A 16,591-nucleotide genomic window follows, 5' to 3' on the forward strand; every position below is an offset into this window, starting at 1 on the left:
TATAAATAGTATTTAATAACTTTTATTTTTTTAACTTAATAAGCTAAAAGCAATAATAAAGATTAGAAGACTTTTTAGGTTCACATGTATTTATTTTTTGTATATCATCTTTAAATTCATTTTTGAATATTTCTGCTCTATGATTATCTTCCATATCATTTTTTATAAAGTCATATACATCACAATAGTGATTATCATCCATAATCTCAATAACTTTTTCAAGACATTCATTCATATAAGTTTCGACATATGTATCCTCATCTTTATAAATCTCTTTTATAGTTCTACCTGCTTCAAGTAGTTCATTTATATTTTCATATTCTTTTATTATTTCAAAAATAACTTTTGCAGACTCTTTATCATTAGCAATATTAACATCAGCTATATTTAAAGCTAAAGTATAAACTTCACTACAGTATCCTGCAAATTCAAATTTATCATCTGATAAAAGTAATGCTTCTTTAGCTTGCTTAATTAAATCAAGTACCCAGTTTTTATCTTCTATATTTGTATTAATTGAAGATATCAAATTATTATAATCAGATAATTCATTTAAATTATTAGAAATTTTTTTATATATACTTCTGGCCCACTGTTTATCATTTAAAGATTCACTACTTGCAATATTACAAGCAATTGCTTTTAAACATAAGATGTCTTCATCAGATAAATTAATAGCTTTTATATAAAGTTCTTTTGCCCAATCTTTATCATTTAAAATATCTTTTTTTGATATATCATATGCAATACTATTTAGCATATGACTTGATTCACAAGTATCTGTATATATTTTAAATAATTCTTTTGATAACTCTTTATTATTTCCAAAGTCATCGTTACAAAATTTGTTTGCCCAATAATCAATACAAATATCATCATTTAAGTCTTTAAGAATTTCTTCTAGCTTATCATGATTTTTGTATATTGATTTAATCTTTTTTATTGTTAGGTTTAAACTCATTTTATTTTCCTATGATAGAAAGTTATTATTTCTAATTCTACAATAAGAATGTCACATTAATGTCACATTATGACATTTTAAAAGTTATTATTTTTCTAAACTTGATTTTATTTTATAATATATCCTTGATTTCGTCTGTTTTTTATAATATCTTCTGGCATTTTTCTTTTTAATCTATTTACTAATTGTCTTACTTGATTTGATTCATTCTCATATTCCCATATAGAGTTAATTATAGTTTGATAATTGACAATTTTTCCTCTATTTTTAATAAGTAAATTTAGAAGATTAAGTTCATTTAGAGTTAAATCAATATTTTTATTTTCTTTATATACTAGTTTTGAAAGGTTTTTTATAAGTTTTAAGTCAGTACTTAAAGAGATTTCATTTGAGAACTTTTTGTTTAAGTTTTCTAATTTGAGTTTTAATTCTTTTACATTAAATGGTTTTTTCATATAATCGTTACATCCGATTGTATAAGCTTCTTCAATTGTATCAATTTCTGTTGTTGCACTTATCATAATCGTATAAGAATCTTTATATCTATATTTAATTTCAGTTAATAATTCAATTCCGTTTATCTCTGGGATATCAATATCTATTATAAAAACATCATACATATTATCTAGACTATTTAGTGCACTTCTACCATCTAAAAAAGATGAAATATCATATTTATTCAAATAACTTTCAATTGCTCTACTCAATAAATAATCATCTTCAATTAACATTATTTTCAATATATACCTACCAATTCATTGTTATAAAGAAATAATAACAAAAGAATATAAAAAATAATATTAAAATGTGTAAATAAATATATAAAATTTAAATCTGTGATTTTTTACTTTCAGTAAATCTATACTATAATATTTTAAATTATAAAAATATATTTTTCACTTACAAAAAGGATACAAAAATAATGCGTAAAATTAATTTTCTATTATTACTTTTAATTAGCTTATCTTCATCAGCTTCTGCTGCAACTTACTATGTTTCAGATGATTTACATACATTTATACATTCAGGACCTAGTACTAAATATAAAATTGTTGGTAGTGTTAACTCAGGAGAGCGTATTAAAATAATTCGAAAAGACTCAAACTTTACACTAGTAAAAGACTCAAAAGGTCGTAGTGGTTGGATTAATTCAAAATATGTTTCTAATCAACAAGGTTTAAAAGAACGTTTACCAAAACTTGAAAATAAACTTGCAGAATTAAAAATACAATTAGAAGAGTATGAAAAAGATATTGAGTCAAAAGCTACTCAAATTACTACTTTAAAAAATACAAATACAAAACTAAATAAACAATTAGAAGAGATTCAAATAGAAAACAATGATTTAAACGCAACACTTGATATGCAAAAAAACGACCTATTAATGCGTTGGTTTAGCTATGGTGGAATGGTTGCGGGAGCTGGTCTTCTTTTAGGACTTATTATTCCTTTATTAATTCCTAATCGTAGAAATAGAAGTCGTTTTTAAATATACTTTTTTTAGGCAATTTACATTCACTAAACATTAATCTACTATATTTAAATTATCTTAATTCTGTAAAAGGATAATTTATGAAATCTTTTGATTTCTTTAGTACATTAATGCCCACAAGTCAACAAAATATTCTTAATAATTGTGAATTTAAAATAATTCCTCAAGGAATGCAACTTTATGCTCAAGGCGATATTTGTAATGGAATACTTTTTCTAACAAAAGGAAGAGTTCGAGTCGTTCGTCAAAATGAAAATGGACAAAGTGTATTACTCTACTATTTTTCTCAAGGGGAACAGTGTAATGTAAACTTTACAAGTTCGTATAATTCTGCACCAGCAGTTGGAACTGCAATTGCAGAAACTCAATTAGAGGGTTATGATATACCTGTTGAATTAGTTGCTAAACTTTTTATTGAAGATAAAGAGTTTCAAAGATACGTATTTGATCAGTATGTAAAGAGACTAGAATCAATGGCAACTGTAATAGAAGAGGTAAGATTTTTAAGTTTAGATACTAGATTACTTCACTGGTTACAATCTCAAGAACAAAAAGAAATAAATATTTCACATGAACAATTAGGTGAAATAGTTGGAACATCAAGAGAAGTGGTAAGTAGAATATTAAAAAGTTTTGAAAAAAACAATATTTTAAAACTCTCAAGGAAAAGAATAGAACTTTTATAAAATATAAAAGTTCCTATTCCTCTCTAAATTTATCTATTGAAAATCTATTTAACTCAATAAAGTAAGAAAGAATAAAAAAGAATATTGCATATATCATCTGAGAAGACATTACATTCCAATTTTCTTGTAAACCTGAACCAAATACTAAAAGTACTATTAATAATCCTCCTACTAATAAAGCTCTAGCTGTAAATAATCCTAAAATTAGTAAAATACCTAAAATCAATTCGGTAAAAGGAATCATATAAGATGAAATACTCACCATAAATTCAGGCAAAATTGTATTAGAAAATTGCCCTATCATCCATGAATTAAAACCTTCTAAATTCAACATTCTAGCAATTCCATGAGTAAGCATATTTATACCCATGGTAAGTCTTAAAATCAAATAAGCTAATTCTATTGTTTTTTGTTTTGTTTTATTCATACTTATTCCTTTTTTTAAAATAATGATGATTGATAATAAATAATGTAAATACCTGCAACAATAAGAAAAACAGCACTTATCTTTTGCATATGAGGTAAAATAAAATTTATCTTTCTACTTATAAAATCTTTTGCAAAAATTGAAGTCATAATTGTTACTAACATTAGTAAACTAATACCAACAAAATAAGCTACAATATAACTCACACCTAATGCAGTATTCGGTTCACTAAAAGCTTGAGTTGCAACTACTAAGAAAAGTGGGAATAAACATCCTAAAGCACCAATAGCATAAGCAATTCCAAAGAAGAAAGCTTCTTTAATTTCATTATCATGTTTCTTTTGATTCATATGAATATTTACACTAAAATCTTTTCCAAAAAGCATTAATATTGCAACAATAATAAGTATAGCTCCTAAAGAAATAGCTACATATTTCATATAACTTTTTATTAATTCTGCTGCTAATACAATAAATCCACTTGCAATTGCATATATCACTAAAATACCTAAAATTGAGAAAAGTGCTAATTTCAAAGCTCTTAATAAAAGATGAATTTTACTTTGATTTGATACATTATTTCTAGAGATAAAAGAGACTATATAAGCAGGAAGAAGTGCTACTGCACAAGGGGCAAAGAATGCAAATACCCCTTGAAGAAATGAAAAGTATATAAAACTATTCATTTTTTAATGAATCATCTAACAACTTAGTATAATCTTCTAATGTAAGATGCCCTCTTTCCATAAATGTAATTTTACCTTTTGAATTAACTATAATTGTTGTAGCTTGTTTCGTTACTCCAAAATCAACCATAAGTTTAGGGTTACCAGCAACTGATGGATAAACTAATCCATGTTTTTTTGCTAAGTTTGTAAGTACTTCTTTTGTATCTGTTGGATCAATACTAATAGATATAAAATTCACTCTATCTTTATAAGTTTTATAAACACTATTTAATGATGGCCAATTTTTTGCACAAGTAGGACACCATGACGCTGTAAAATATACTAATGTTGGTTTTTTTGTTTCTAAAAGACCTTGTAAACTAACTTTTTCACCTGTAATTGTAGTTACATTGAAATCTGGAGCCATTGTAGGTGCTGCAAACATAGTACCTACAAATAGTGCTAAACTTAATATTATTTTTTTCATAATTTTCCTTTAAATTTTATAAGATAAAGGAATTATATTTAATTAAAAAAAATATGTATGTGATTAATGTCACATAAAACAGATTGCTGTTAGAGATGCTTTGAAAATGGGTATTTCTTTGAACTCTTATATTAAAAATTTTATAGAGAAAATATGAAAATACCTACAAACTAGGATGGTTTCAATATATTTCCTTTTTTAAAATTTTAATCTCATCTTTATTTGAAAGTCTAATATTAATAGAAAAATCAATATCTGGGTCTTGTAGTCCATCAAGTGGTGGAATTAGAAAACTTTCCATCGTTACCTTTCCTCCACACTGTACATCTGCAGGTGAACCTGGATAACCATAAAGGTTTTTAAATATTTCCATCTCTTTACTATTTTTACTCTCTTTCCTGAAAAGTGTTGCCATATCATTGACTTTACCCAAAATTTGTTTTGCTATTTCAGGTATTTTAGCCTTGTATTGTTTATTATTACTGTAATTACCATATTTTCTCAAACTACCCCATGTAAAAGATAACTCTTTGTCTGATGATGGCAGATTTACATAGATCTTGGAATCATCCTCGAACCACCAACCTTCATCTTCAGATTTTAATATATCTTGTCCACCCATATTTTTTATGAGTTTGTCTTCTTTTTCTATCTCATACTGACAACTATCCATATTAAGCTCGTATTTTTCTCTGTGTATTTTACGTGTCGATTTTGCATCTACATGATACTGCATAATCTTTCCATTATCTTCATCTATATAGACATAATAAGTATCTTTATCTTCCTGATGACTTTTTAAATCTTTATTTATTCCACGGTAGTTTTCAATAACTTTTACTGTTGTACTTGTTTTTTGAGAAGTTGTAACTGTATAATAAGGTTCTCTACACATCTGCTTTGCTAATGATTTAGTGGCTTGATTTACTAAGTTAAAATAACTATTTTCAGATCCTGAAACATTTGCCTTAGCAGCCAATGAACCTTGACGGTCTTCAATTCTGAGATTTATTGTCACTCTACCTTGCTTAAAAGTTGCGTTTCCTTTCGCCAAATGGGTTGCTTTAGTTAAATTAGGTGTTATTCGACTATCAGGATCAAAATAATCGCTTGATGTTGTTTCAATTTCCTCATCAATCTCTTCCATCATACTGGGGTCTTCTGTTGTAACTACAGTATACGAACAACGAAAAATATTCAAATCAGTAGCGACCATGCCTGACAAGCCTCTCCCTTCCCATGAAGCATATTTTCCGTTCATAGTAACAGTAAAATCAGCAGGATTGTAACCAATTGCTACTTGTTCACTTGATGAAGCTTCCAGAACATTTACACTGCATATAAGTAACAATCCTAATATCAATTTTTGTATGTATGCAAATATATTATTCATCATAAACTCCTTTATCATATTTCCCAAAGAGACCCTTTAGCATCTCTTCAGCAGTTTTTGTATCTTTTGGATTTTCTTCACTTTGTGAAGTACCTCCATCAAATAAACCTCCAAGAGATTTTAATGCATCATCAGCTGTAGCTTTTGATTTTTCAACAGGAATAAACTTACTCAAATCAAATACAGCTTTTGAAAACTCTACTAAATCCACTTTATCATTTCTTGTTGTTGTCATGGTTAGCATAGCATTTTCAAGTCTAATATCCATAGCATCATGTTTAGATTTTTTTAGATACGCAGCCTGATAACGCTTTCCTTGAATCTTTCCTTTTTTGTAGTTCTTTATCTCCATATCATTGATTCTATATTTTCCAACCATTCCTTTTTCATCTTCCGCATTAATAGAAAGATTGATATGAATATAGTAATCACCTTTTTGATAAATAGCATTTTCAATTTTTGTCTTCATCATATTCATACAAGTAGCACTTGAAAGCTGTTTCCAACCATTTGCTTCAGGTTTTAACATTTCTAAGAGTTGTTGTGCTTCTCCATGAGATCCAACTAGTGGACAAAGAGGTGGTTTCTTTACAGAAACTTCTGTTTTTTTGTCTACATTCATAGAAGCAGGTAAAGCATATACTGAGTCAGAAATTTCCGCATCATCAAACTTTACTAATTCCATACCCTCAAAAGCTATGGTTACATACCCTTTCTCAATATTCATAATTGAAGAGAGTCCATCTTCATCTGCACTTCCTTGAGTAAATTGCGTCATAACATTCATGTATTTATGTACTGCATCTACAACTTTGTCATCGTCTGTAACAAGCAAATCTAACTGTTTACCCTCTTCTTCATACTCAAGCGTCCAGACCTGACCTTTAATGCCTGCAACAGTTTTACTCTCACCTTTTTTAACTATTTTAAAATCAGGTACTTGTGACTCCTCTTCAAAAACTTCTTCTGGCATACCACCATATTTAGCAGACATCTGTTTCATCTGTTCCATCATGACATCCATATCCATATATTTTGACTTACCACCTTGTTTCATCACTATATAACGTTTATCACCAAGCAGTAATTGAGATGATTGTTCCCCTTCAGAATCTGTTGTTATCAGCACATGTTGTGCATCCTTATACTGGACAAGTTGATTCATATTGTCATCCATTTTATACTCTAAGGTAAAGTCTGCCCATAATATTGAAGATAGTAAGCATATCCCTATTATTATTTTTGTTTTCATAGTTTCTCCAATAGGTATTATTTCATATTTCTAAATGACTCTATGTAATTAACATCGGTGCCTTTTTCTTAAATTATATAACAATTAATTTAAATAAGTTATTATATTATAATTCAATAATACTCTCAAACATCTCTTTTACTTCAATCTCATGACTTATTAAAAATATTTGTCTATATTGTTCTTTAATAGTATGAAAGGCTTCAAGTATTTCTATACGTCTACTTTCATCTTGACTTCCAAATACTTCATCAAAGGCTAGGAAACCTATAGTACTAGTACCACTTAACTCTGTTAGAGTTTTTGATATGGCAATACGTAAGACTAAGTTTGCTAAATCTATTTCTCCACCTGAAAATCTCTCGATTGGGTACTTTTTACCTTCATCATATATATAAAAATCAAAATCATTTGATACTTCTATATGTTGATATTTTCCTTTAGTAATTATTGAATACATAGATGATGCAAAGCTTGATATTCTTGGAGCTATTTTTGCATTTAGTTTTGTTTTAAAATCTGCAAGGCTTAGTTTGATTTTTTCATAATCACCCAAGTCATCTTTTTTGATTTGTACTTTTGCTAGTTGTTTTTCATTATCATCAAGGGATTGTTGGATTGTTTGAATTTGACCTTGAATAGTTGCTATTTGTACTTTTAGATTATTTAGAGCTGTTATTTTTTCTTCTTTTTCTCTTTTAACCCAAGCAAATTGTTTTTCTTTTTCTTTGTGTTTTACCTCATCATAGTCTATTGCTTTATACTCTAATTCTAAGTCATTGTATTTTGTACTTAAGTCTTGTATTGTTAAAGTTGTAGTTTTAAGCTCATCTTTTATTTTATCTAGTCGTACAAGCATTGTTTCTAAACTTAAAACATATTCATACTTTTCTTTTAACTCTTTTTGTTTTTCTATTTGGCTTTTATGAAAAGAACTATCATAAGTGTACTGTTCTAATTTAGCTAATTCTTCTTTGTTTTTAATTCCATGTTTTTTAATCTTAAGAAAGTGTTCTTCTTCTTGAATAAAGTCTCTTTTTTTACTCTCTATTAGATTAACCTTTTTAGAAACTGTAAAGTGTTCATGATTTACTTTTTTAAAAAGCTCTTCATTCTCTTCTCTTTGTTTTACTTTACTTTCTAGTTCTTCTTTAGATTTTAAAATTTTATCTTTCTTTGTTTGTTCAATTGTACTTTGTAATGAATCTAATACCTTATCATACTCATCTCTAAGTGGTCTAGTGCAAGTTGGACAGTTTGAATCTCTTCCAAGTTCTTTTATAGTCTCTATTTGATTCTTTGTATTTGCTATTAGCTTATCTTCACCTGCTATTTCTTGAACTAGTATTTTTTCTTCTTTTTGTATTGCAATTATCTTTTGCTTTAGTTCAACTAATTGTTTCTCTAGTTCCTCTTCTTTTTGTATTAACTCTTTATGCTCTTTTGTCTCTTCTTTTAACAAATCAACTTTATGCTTTGATTTAAGATATTGTTCTCTTAAACTAGTTTGCTCTAATGTTAATCCCTCTTTTCTTATATGATGTCCTTTTAAGCTCTCCTGCTCTTTTAAGCTATCATGTAGAGAAATGTACTCTTCTTTTATACTTTGTAAACCTTGTAGCTCTTCTTGTCGTTTCACTAAGGTGTTTACATCTTCATTTAGTTTACTTTGGTTTCTTATATGTGAATTTATACTATTTTGTAAAATCTCACACTGTGAAGCAAAGTTTTGTTTCTTTTCTTTTATAAGTATATATTGTTTTAACTCTTCTTGTATCTGTACTTCTTCTAGTTTTAAACTATTTACTTCTTTTGTTTTTTCTATAGACTCTTTTTCATAATCTTCTTTATTTTTACTATATTGCTCTATATGCTCTTTTTTTACTTTTACCTCATCGTCTGCTAGTAATACTTCTGCAAATGCTGTGATTTCTCTTTTTAAATCCCTACTTTGTTTAATAAGTAAGTCTTCTATAAAATCAATCTTTTCTAAACCTAATAACTTCCTAATCATTTTCTTTCTATCTTCAGGTTTTCTAGTACTTAAGTTTGTCAACTCTTTTTGTGAAGCAAAGAGCGTATGTAAAAATGCATCCTTACTCATCTTAGTTAATGATACTATTGAAGTAGTTACTTCTTTTGCTCCTGTTGTTATAAGTTCATTCTCTTTATAAAACTTAGCATTAGCACTTAAAGCCTTTCCTCTAAACTCTCTGCTTACTTTATATGTAATACTTTCAAACTCAAACTCTAGTTCTACTAGTACTACATCTTTTATACTTGCATTAGAGTTTCGTATTACTTCTTTATAACCTTTATTCTTAAGCTCTCCATATAGTGCAAATAGTATTGCTTCAAAGATAGTAGACTTTCCACTACCATTTTTTCCTACTATTCCTATAAGTCCTTCTTGAAACTCTAGATAATAATTTTCGTATCTTTTGAAGTTCTCTAGTTTTATATTAAGCAGGATCATTATTACTCTCTTCGTATATAGAGAAAAGCTCTTTTACTTTTAACTTTAACCTATCATTCTCTTTTTCATCTTTCACATCTTCTTTAATATGCTCTAAAAAGAAATCTTCTAAAGATAAGGCTTCTATATCTTCTACACTTGTATTATTAGAATCTTTAATAAACTCTCTTTTTATACTAACACTCATAGCATCAACAAACAACTCTTTTATCTCTTTGTTTGATATATCTATAGATTGAAGTGGCGTTAAGTTTATAAGCTTTACTTCTACTATTGTATCTTTAGTATCATCTGTGTCTATAGTTAAAATTGAGTTTTCATAATCTTTACAATCTATTTGTTTTTGTATTATAGGTCTTATGTTTATTTGTTTATACTCTATATGTAAGGTATTTAATAAATCATCTTCAATATTTAAAAGAATAAAACCTTTTTCATTTCTTTTATCATTTAAACTTGTACGCTCTGTACTACCACTATAATATACATTTTCATGCTTTCCTACAGAACCAAAACCATGCCAATGACCAAGTGCTACATAATCCATCTTAGAAAAGATATACTCTTTATCACTTGGATATACCCATTCTCCAAACTCTTGCATCAAATACCAAGCCCCAACACTACAATGTAACATCATGATATTTTTTTTACTAACATCTATATTTTCTTCACAAAGTTCTATTTGTTCTAATGCAATACTGTCATCATTCATATGTGGTAGTGTATGAAATACTATATTGTTAAACTCTATTTTTTTATATTGTTGGCTATACGAAACAAAAATATTTTTAAAGTTTTCAAATATTTTTAGTATTGGAGAGCTTAGATTTGTTCTTGGCGTTGAGTGATTACCTGCTATTAAAATAAAAGGAATATTCAAAGCATCTATTTCATTAAACTTTTCAAGTGCATAAGTAATAGCACGATTACTTGGAGAGCTTCTATGAAATAAATCTCCTGTATGAATAATATAATCAGGTTTTATTTTTTTTATTTGCTCTACTACTTGAGAAAAAGCATCATAAAAATCTGCTTCTCTTTGATTTATATTATCTTCATTTAAAATATCTAAGTCGTTATACCCTAAATGAGTATCACTAAAATGTACTATTTTCACTTTTTACCTTTTTCTCTTTGTTTTTCTTCTAGTTTTTCTTGTTTCTTTTCATTGATTTTATCTAATAATGCTGAGGTAAATATACTTCCTGGAATTGCATAAAAAGCAATACCTAAAAAACTTACAAAAGTTGTAAGGATTCTTCCTACAAAAGTTATAGGATACATATCTCCATATCCAACAGTTGTAAAAGTAATAATAGCCCACCACATTGTTGTACCCATGCTTGTAAAAACTTCAGGTTGAACATCTTTTTCAAAATAATAAACTAAAGGAGTTATAGTAATTAATAATACTAAAAGAGTAATAACAATAAAAATAAACTCTTCTTTTTTATCTTTGATAATTGATAAAAGTAAAGTATCAAACTCAGCAAACTTTGCAAGCCTAAAAAGCTTAAAAATACGTAGAACTCTAAGCGCTCTTATAAAACCTAAGTCCATATTGAAAAATGTTAAATAAAAAGGAAGAATTGCTATTAAATCAATCAACATCATAGGTCTTGACATATATTTAATTCGTTGTATTTTTGGATTAAAACCTATAGAATAAACTCTTAATATATATTCAATTGTAAAAATAGCAATATTTATAATATTTATCGTATTAAATATATCAAAATACTCAGATAAATCTTTTTCAGTTTCTAAAAACATTATAATAATACTAATAAATATATTAGCAAAAATAAATGCTTGTATTAATAAACCATATTTATGTTTTTTAGGGTTTTCAAATATTAAGTATAGTTGTTTTTTAGGATTCATTTTGACTCTTTTTATGTGATTTCTTATTATATAATAATCTTATAAAAATAAATATCCAGTATAAATAAATAGAGTTATATTTAAAATAATAAAAGCTTTTTTACTTCCTATTGAGGCAAAAGATAAAAGGATAAAAGATATAAAAAACCATAAAGGAGTTGAAACTTCAAAAACATAAAACTCTTTTGATAAAAAAACTTCTAAATAGCTATCAAGAAATCCAGTAAAACCAAATAAATGAGCAAATAGTTCAAAGGGATAAAAAAGTGTGAAAGCTATAGTTAAAAAAGGAGAATACAACTGTTCATAAGTTGTATTTGTAAAAAAGTAGTGAACTATTGGGTTCATTGCAAAATATATCCAAAAGTTAAAAAGCAATACTTTTATTATTATGCTTTTTATTTCATTAAAATATTTTATATATAAAAAGATATAAAAAACTCCCCAAAGAGAAAACCATAAAGAAATTGAAAATATATATTTAGGTAAAAGTGAAATTATAATCAAAAATGTAAATAATAAACTCGTAAATGAAAACAGTTTTATATTACTACGTAATAAAAATATACCTAAAGAAAGCATAATAAAAGCTCTAAGTAAGGAAGCTACAATATCTGTTAGAAGTAAATAAAAAAATAAAACTCCTAAAATTATAAGAAGTAAATCAAACTTCTTATTTCTATAAGGATAATATCTTTTGTGAAAGAAATCATAGGGAAAATAAATAATCCAATAGAGTAAAAAAGACAAAACAGATAGATGAAAACCTGATAATGCTATTAAATGAGTTATACCATAGTTTGCAAAAGTATCTCTAAGTTCAGTTGATACAGGTATTGCTAAAAACAGTGCTTTAAAGACTTCTTTTATTTTATGAGATTTATGATAAAAATTGATTTTATCAATAATTTTATCTTTTAAAGTGGTATTTTTATGTATTTTATCCAAGTAAATACTTTTAGCATAAAAACCTTTTAAGAAATCAATAAAATCAATATTTTTTGTTAGAAAAGCAATTTGTAATAAATCTAATTTATTTAAGTCCAACTCTTTAGACACAGATGTAAAAAACTTAAAATCTTTATTTTTTAATTTTAAAGTATTTACTTTCTCTTTTTCATAAATATTTACAATTAAAACTTCTGTTTCAAAAAGCTCTTCATATTTAAGTTCTTTATATTTACTATATTCAATTGATATATTAATCAAGAAGATTATAAATAATACTGATATAAATAATAAAAGGTTTTTACTTGTTTTAATTTGTTTTAAAATAATCATATAAATTATTATACTGTAAAAAATTTGGATTTATTGAAATAAAAAGTTATAATTTAAAAAACATATTGTAAGGATTAACATGAAAAGTGTATATGTGCAAAAGTTTGAAAAAAGTATCAATAAATTGAATAATTTAAATAATAATGAAATATATGATATAACTGGAATTATACATGCTTTAACAGCACTTACGGGTACTTATGGATTAGTCTTTGGTAGTACTACATTATTGGTACTATCTCCTTTAATACTACTGACTTCATTCCATTGTAATTTTTTAATGGAAAATAAAATTTAAATTTTTCTATTAAACTTAAAATTGACAGTTTAAATAAAGGAATCAATATGAGTGAAAAATTAATCTTAGGTCCTTTATTATCAGTAGAAGGTGATAATAAATATGTTGTGTGTTTTTTAAGTAAAACTGACTTAAATTTTTCTATTGAGTTTAACAATACTATAGTAAAAGCAGACAAGTTAACAAAACTTAATAATGGATATTTTTATAGAGCTGAATATATTATAAAAAGTTCAAAAAATCCAAGAACTGTTAAATACAAAATAATAAATGAAAAGGGAATACTTCAAGATATCCATAAGAGGGAATCTTAGGAGTTTTATATTCCGGGAAAAGATGAAAAAGTAAAATTCGCCTATGCCTCATGTAATGGATTTTCAAGTCCAGACTTACTTGCAAAAATCAATGAACCTTATAAATTATGGGAAGATATAATCTCAATACATCAAAAAGAAGCTTTTTCGGTTCTTATAATGGGTGGAGATCAAGTTTATGCAGATGAGTTATGGTCAAAAGTTGATGAACTTGAAAAATGGTCTAAACTAAAAATGGAAGCTAAGATAAAAAGAAAAGCTACAAAAGGCATGATTAAACATCTTAATGAGTTTTATGAAAAACTATATATAAGAAAATGGAGTGATAAAAATATGTCTTTAGCACTCTCAACAATTCCAACTGTAATGATGTGGGATGACCATGATATATTTGACGGTTGGGGTTCGTACCCAAAAGAGATACAAGAGAGTGACGTTTATAAAAATATCTTTGAAATTGCAAAAAAATATTTTGAAATATTTCAAATTAGAAGTATAAAAAATACCACTTTAATAAACAAGGATAGAATACACTACTCTTTTTCTTTAAAATTCAGAAACTTTCATATTTTAGCTTTAGATAATAGAACACAAAGAAGTATCCAGCAAGTTATGAGTAACACTCAATGGAATGATATAAATGCTTATTTAGACACTCATATACTAAATGATAATGTCTTAGTTTTATCAGCTGTTCCTGTTGTTTATAGAGATTTTTCTTGTACTGAAAATTTAGTTGATTTTACATCTTGGCAAGAAGAGTTAACTGATGATTTAAAAGACCATTGGCGAGCTAAAGATCATCAAGGTGAGAGAATGCGTTTAATTATGAGACTATTTATGAATATCAAAAAAAGAAAATCTGCAAAAAATAATACAAGAACTGTAATATTATCAGGTGATGTTCATGTAGGATCACTAGGAGTTATAAATGATCATTTAAATAATGACAAAATCCACCAAGTAGTATCTTCAGGAGTTGTTCATACCCCACCATCATATATAGAGTGGCTAGGAATAACTGCTATTACAAATGATGAGAATGAGTTTTTAAATGAAGATAAAACAATAGAAACATCCATACTAAAACCAATTGGTTCTGCAAAATATTTAAGAGTAAGAAACTTTGTAACTTTAAATGAAGGAACGGATGAAAAACTTTGGATAAATTGGGTTTGTGATAGTGAGGATAAACCTTGTTATGCTTTAAATTAAGAAAAAAAAGTAGAAAGACATCTACTTTTTTATTTAATTAATTCTTTTCCAACAAATTGAATTTTTCTAGTATCTTCAACTATTTGCATAGAAACATCATTACTTTTATTTGCAACATTTTTTACATCTAAAGCAACTGATGCATTATTTTGAACTGCATGATCTATTGAGTTAATTGCATCACTAATTTGATTAATTCCTTTTTCTTGCTCATCTGAAGAGGTGCTAACACTATGGATTAATTCTACTGTCTTATTAATATCTTCAATAAGCGTTTCATAACCATCACTCATTGTACTTGCAATCTCTTTACCGTGTTTTGTTTTCGTTTGAAGTTCACCCATTAAAGATTCAATATCTTTTGCAACTTCTGCACTTTTATTTGCTAAATTACGAACTTCTTGAGCAACAACAGCAAAGCCTTTTCCCGCTTCACCTGCAGTTGCTGCTTCTACTGCTGCATTTAATGATAATATATTTGTTTGAAAAGCAATTTGTGATATTTGATTTACTGAATCATAAGCTTTGATTGTTGAATTATAGATTTCATCCATAGCCTTATGTGTGTCTTTTGAAAGTAAAGAACCTTTATTAGATTCATCTTGTACTTTTGAACCTAATTGTTGCATTTGATTTACTGATTGAGTATTATGTTCAACAATAGATGTTATTTCTACAACAGCTGCTGCTGTTTCTTCTATAGCAACTGATTGTTCTTGAGATGAGGCTGATAATACTTCTGCTTTTTGTGTAAGTATTTGAGACTCTTTTTCTAAAATAAGACCATTTTTATAACTCTGTGTTGCTTGGATAGTAATTCTATCTTGTAAAGAATTAATTCCCTCAAGTAGCTCTTTTAAGCCTCCACCTAAAAACATACTAGTATCAACTTTATTTAAATAGTTTTGTTCTTTATATTCATCAAGTATTTTAAGTGTATTATTTACGCTAATATTTAATTTCTCAAACATTACATTTAAACTTTTTGCAATATAGTTAAGTTTACTATCATCAGATACCGATGTTATTTTATCATCAATATGCCCATCTGCAATCTTTTCACAAGCAAGCATTATCTCACCATATACAGTTAGATTTTTCTGATTTTTAGATTGTAGTATTTCCATAATAGAGTGAAGCTTATCTTCAACTTCTATAAACTCAGAAGATTCTACTTGATTATTATCATTGATTGCATTTATTTTATTTTGAATATATGCCTCTAAAGTATCTAAAGATTCTAATACTTTTTCTTTATCTTTTTTTTTATTAAAAAACATGATTTATCCCTAATCTAAAGTTTTATATAAAGCAATAGCGTCATTTATTTCAGCATCAGTGGGCTTAACTCTAACAGAAATATATCTTAATTTTCCGTCTAAAGATTTTGATGGGTAAGCAGTTGCATTAACCCAGTAAAAACCTCCCTCTTTAGTCTTGTTTTTTACAATTCCATTCCAAATATTTCCTGCTTGAACAGTTTCCCAAAGGTCTTTAAATGCTGCTTTTGGCATATCTGGGTGTCTTACAATATTATGTGCTTGACCTATAAGTTCTTCTTTTGTATATCCAGCAATTTTACAAAAATCACTATTTGCATATATAATATTACCTTTTTCATCAGTTTCTGAAACAATCATTGTATTTTGATCTAATATTACTTCATCATTATTATTCATCTACTCCATCCTTTTTACTACACTGCAAAAGTTATTTAATAATTAATTATAGCATAGGAATATATGACAAAAATG

Annotated in this window: 18 protein-coding genes; 5 read left to right on the forward strand and 13 right to left on the reverse strand. The window is 26.8% G+C overall.

The window, feature by feature from the left end; all coding sequences use genetic code 11:
* Positions 1 to 43: 43 nt before the first annotated feature.
* Together GBG18_RS09550 and GBG18_RS09555 are read right to left on the reverse strand one after the other, a co-directional pair.
* Positions 44 to 961, reverse strand: coding sequence for a V-type ATP synthase subunit I domain-containing protein (locus tag GBG18_RS09550; protein WP_152190557.1), 918 nt, complete (start codon positions 959 to 961; stop codon positions 44 to 46).
* Between the two features lie 107 nt (positions 962 to 1,068).
* Complete coding sequence (locus GBG18_RS09555; RefSeq protein WP_226898698.1) at positions 1,069 to 1,692, reverse strand: response regulator transcription factor; 624 nt, start codon at positions 1,690 to 1,692, stop codon at positions 1,069 to 1,071.
* A gap of 191 nt (positions 1,693 to 1,883) precedes the next feature.
* Here GBG18_RS09555 and GBG18_RS09560 point away from each other — a divergent pair, with 191 nt between their 5' ends.
* Together GBG18_RS09560 and GBG18_RS09565 are read left to right on the forward strand one after the other, a co-directional pair.
* A complete protein-coding gene (locus tag GBG18_RS09560; protein WP_152190561.1) occupies positions 1,884 to 2,450 on the forward strand; it encodes a TIGR04211 family SH3 domain-containing protein in 567 nt (188 codons plus the stop codon).
* An 83-nt stretch (positions 2,451 to 2,533) separates the two neighbouring features.
* Positions 2,534 to 3,139 carry a Crp/Fnr family transcriptional regulator gene (locus GBG18_RS09565; protein ID WP_152190563.1) on the forward strand — a complete coding sequence of 202 codons (606 nt, stop codon included), beginning with the start codon at positions 2,534 to 2,536 and terminating at the stop codon, positions 3,137 to 3,139.
* A gap of 13 nt (positions 3,140 to 3,152) precedes the next feature.
* Here the strand turns inward: GBG18_RS09565 and GBG18_RS09570 are convergent, their stop codons facing one another.
* From GBG18_RS09570 to GBG18_RS09610, 9 genes are all read right to left on the reverse strand, one after another.
* On the reverse strand, positions 3,153 to 3,566 hold the full coding sequence (locus GBG18_RS09570) for a DoxX family membrane protein (protein WP_152190565.1): 414 nt from the start codon (positions 3,564 to 3,566) through the stop codon (positions 3,153 to 3,155).
* 14 nt (positions 3,567 to 3,580) lie between these two features.
* Positions 3,581 to 4,252, reverse strand: coding sequence for a cytochrome c biogenesis CcdA family protein (locus GBG18_RS09575; RefSeq protein ID WP_152190567.1), 672 nt, complete (start codon positions 4,250 to 4,252; stop codon positions 3,581 to 3,583).
* Complete coding sequence (locus GBG18_RS09580) at positions 4,245 to 4,721, reverse strand: TlpA family protein disulfide reductase (RefSeq protein WP_152190569.1); 477 nt, start codon at positions 4,719 to 4,721, stop codon at positions 4,245 to 4,247. The genes GBG18_RS09575 and GBG18_RS09580 overlap by 8 nt, the downstream gene beginning before the upstream one ends.
* Positions 4,722 to 4,902: 181 nt before the next feature.
* On the reverse strand, positions 4,903 to 6,114 hold the full coding sequence (locus GBG18_RS09585) for a hypothetical protein (protein ID WP_152190571.1): 1,212 nt from the start codon (positions 6,112 to 6,114) through the stop codon (positions 4,903 to 4,905).
* Positions 6,107 to 7,279: a hypothetical protein gene (locus GBG18_RS09590; RefSeq protein ID WP_152190573.1), complete on the reverse strand. Its 1,173-nt coding sequence runs from the start codon at positions 7,277 to 7,279 to the stop codon at positions 6,107 to 6,109. The genes GBG18_RS09585 and GBG18_RS09590 overlap by 8 nt, the downstream gene beginning before the upstream one ends.
* 193 nt (positions 7,280 to 7,472) lie before the next feature.
* Positions 7,473 to 9,842, reverse strand: a complete 2,370-nt coding sequence (locus tag GBG18_RS09595; RefSeq protein WP_152190575.1) for an AAA family ATPase — start codon at positions 9,840 to 9,842, stop codon at positions 7,473 to 7,475.
* Positions 9,829 to 10,962 (reverse strand): metallophosphoesterase family protein, encoded by a 1,134-nt coding sequence (locus GBG18_RS09600; RefSeq protein ID WP_152190577.1) that lies wholly within the window; start codon positions 10,960 to 10,962, stop codon positions 9,829 to 9,831. The genes GBG18_RS09595 and GBG18_RS09600 overlap by 14 nt, the downstream gene beginning before the upstream one ends.
* Positions 10,959 to 11,729: an ion transporter gene (locus GBG18_RS09605; RefSeq protein ID WP_152190579.1), complete on the reverse strand. Its 771-nt coding sequence runs from the start codon at positions 11,727 to 11,729 to the stop codon at positions 10,959 to 10,961. Before GBG18_RS09605 ends, GBG18_RS09600 begins: the two co-directional genes overlap by 4 nt.
* A gap of 39 nt (positions 11,730 to 11,768) precedes the next feature.
* Complete coding sequence (locus tag GBG18_RS09610; RefSeq protein ID WP_226896365.1) at positions 11,769 to 13,010, reverse strand: ComEC/Rec2 family competence protein; 1,242 nt, start codon at positions 13,008 to 13,010, stop codon at positions 11,769 to 11,771.
* 79 nt (positions 13,011 to 13,089) lie between these two features.
* Between GBG18_RS09610 and GBG18_RS09615 the strand changes: the two genes are divergently transcribed.
* Genes GBG18_RS09615 through GBG18_RS09625 form a run of 3 tightly spaced genes read left to right on the forward strand, consistent with a single transcriptional unit; the run spans position 13,090 to position 14,837 of the window.
* Positions 13,090 to 13,308, forward strand: coding sequence for a hypothetical protein (locus tag GBG18_RS09615; protein WP_152190581.1), 219 nt, complete (start codon positions 13,090 to 13,092; stop codon positions 13,306 to 13,308).
* A gap of 47 nt (positions 13,309 to 13,355) precedes the next feature.
* Positions 13,356 to 13,622 (forward strand): hypothetical protein, encoded by a 267-nt coding sequence (locus GBG18_RS09620; RefSeq protein WP_152190583.1) that lies wholly within the window; start codon positions 13,356 to 13,358, stop codon positions 13,620 to 13,622.
* A gap of 9 nt (positions 13,623 to 13,631) precedes the next feature.
* Positions 13,632 to 14,837 carry an alkaline phosphatase D family protein gene (locus GBG18_RS09625; protein ID WP_152190585.1) on the forward strand — a complete coding sequence of 402 codons (1,206 nt, stop codon included), beginning with the start codon at positions 13,632 to 13,634 and terminating at the stop codon, positions 14,835 to 14,837.
* A 29-nt stretch (positions 14,838 to 14,866) separates the two neighbouring features.
* Here GBG18_RS09625 and GBG18_RS15695 read toward each other — a convergent pair whose 3' ends face one another.
* Both GBG18_RS15695 and GBG18_RS09635 read right to left on the reverse strand, forming a co-directional pair.
* Positions 14,867 to 16,117, reverse strand: coding sequence for a methyl-accepting chemotaxis protein (locus GBG18_RS15695; RefSeq protein ID WP_152190587.1), 1,251 nt, complete (start codon positions 16,115 to 16,117; stop codon positions 14,867 to 14,869).
* Between the two features lie 9 nt (positions 16,118 to 16,126).
* The gene (locus GBG18_RS09635; protein ID WP_152190589.1) at positions 16,127 to 16,516 is read right to left on the reverse strand and encodes a PAS domain-containing protein; all 390 of its coding nucleotides are present in this window, start codon (positions 16,514 to 16,516) and stop codon (positions 16,127 to 16,129) included.
* Between the last annotated feature and the right edge of the window lie 75 nt (positions 16,517 to 16,591).

This window comes from Poseidonibacter ostreae, assembly GCF_009208075.1.
GTDB classification, from domain to species: domain Bacteria; phylum Campylobacterota; class Campylobacteria; order Campylobacterales; family Arcobacteraceae; genus Poseidonibacter; species Poseidonibacter ostreae.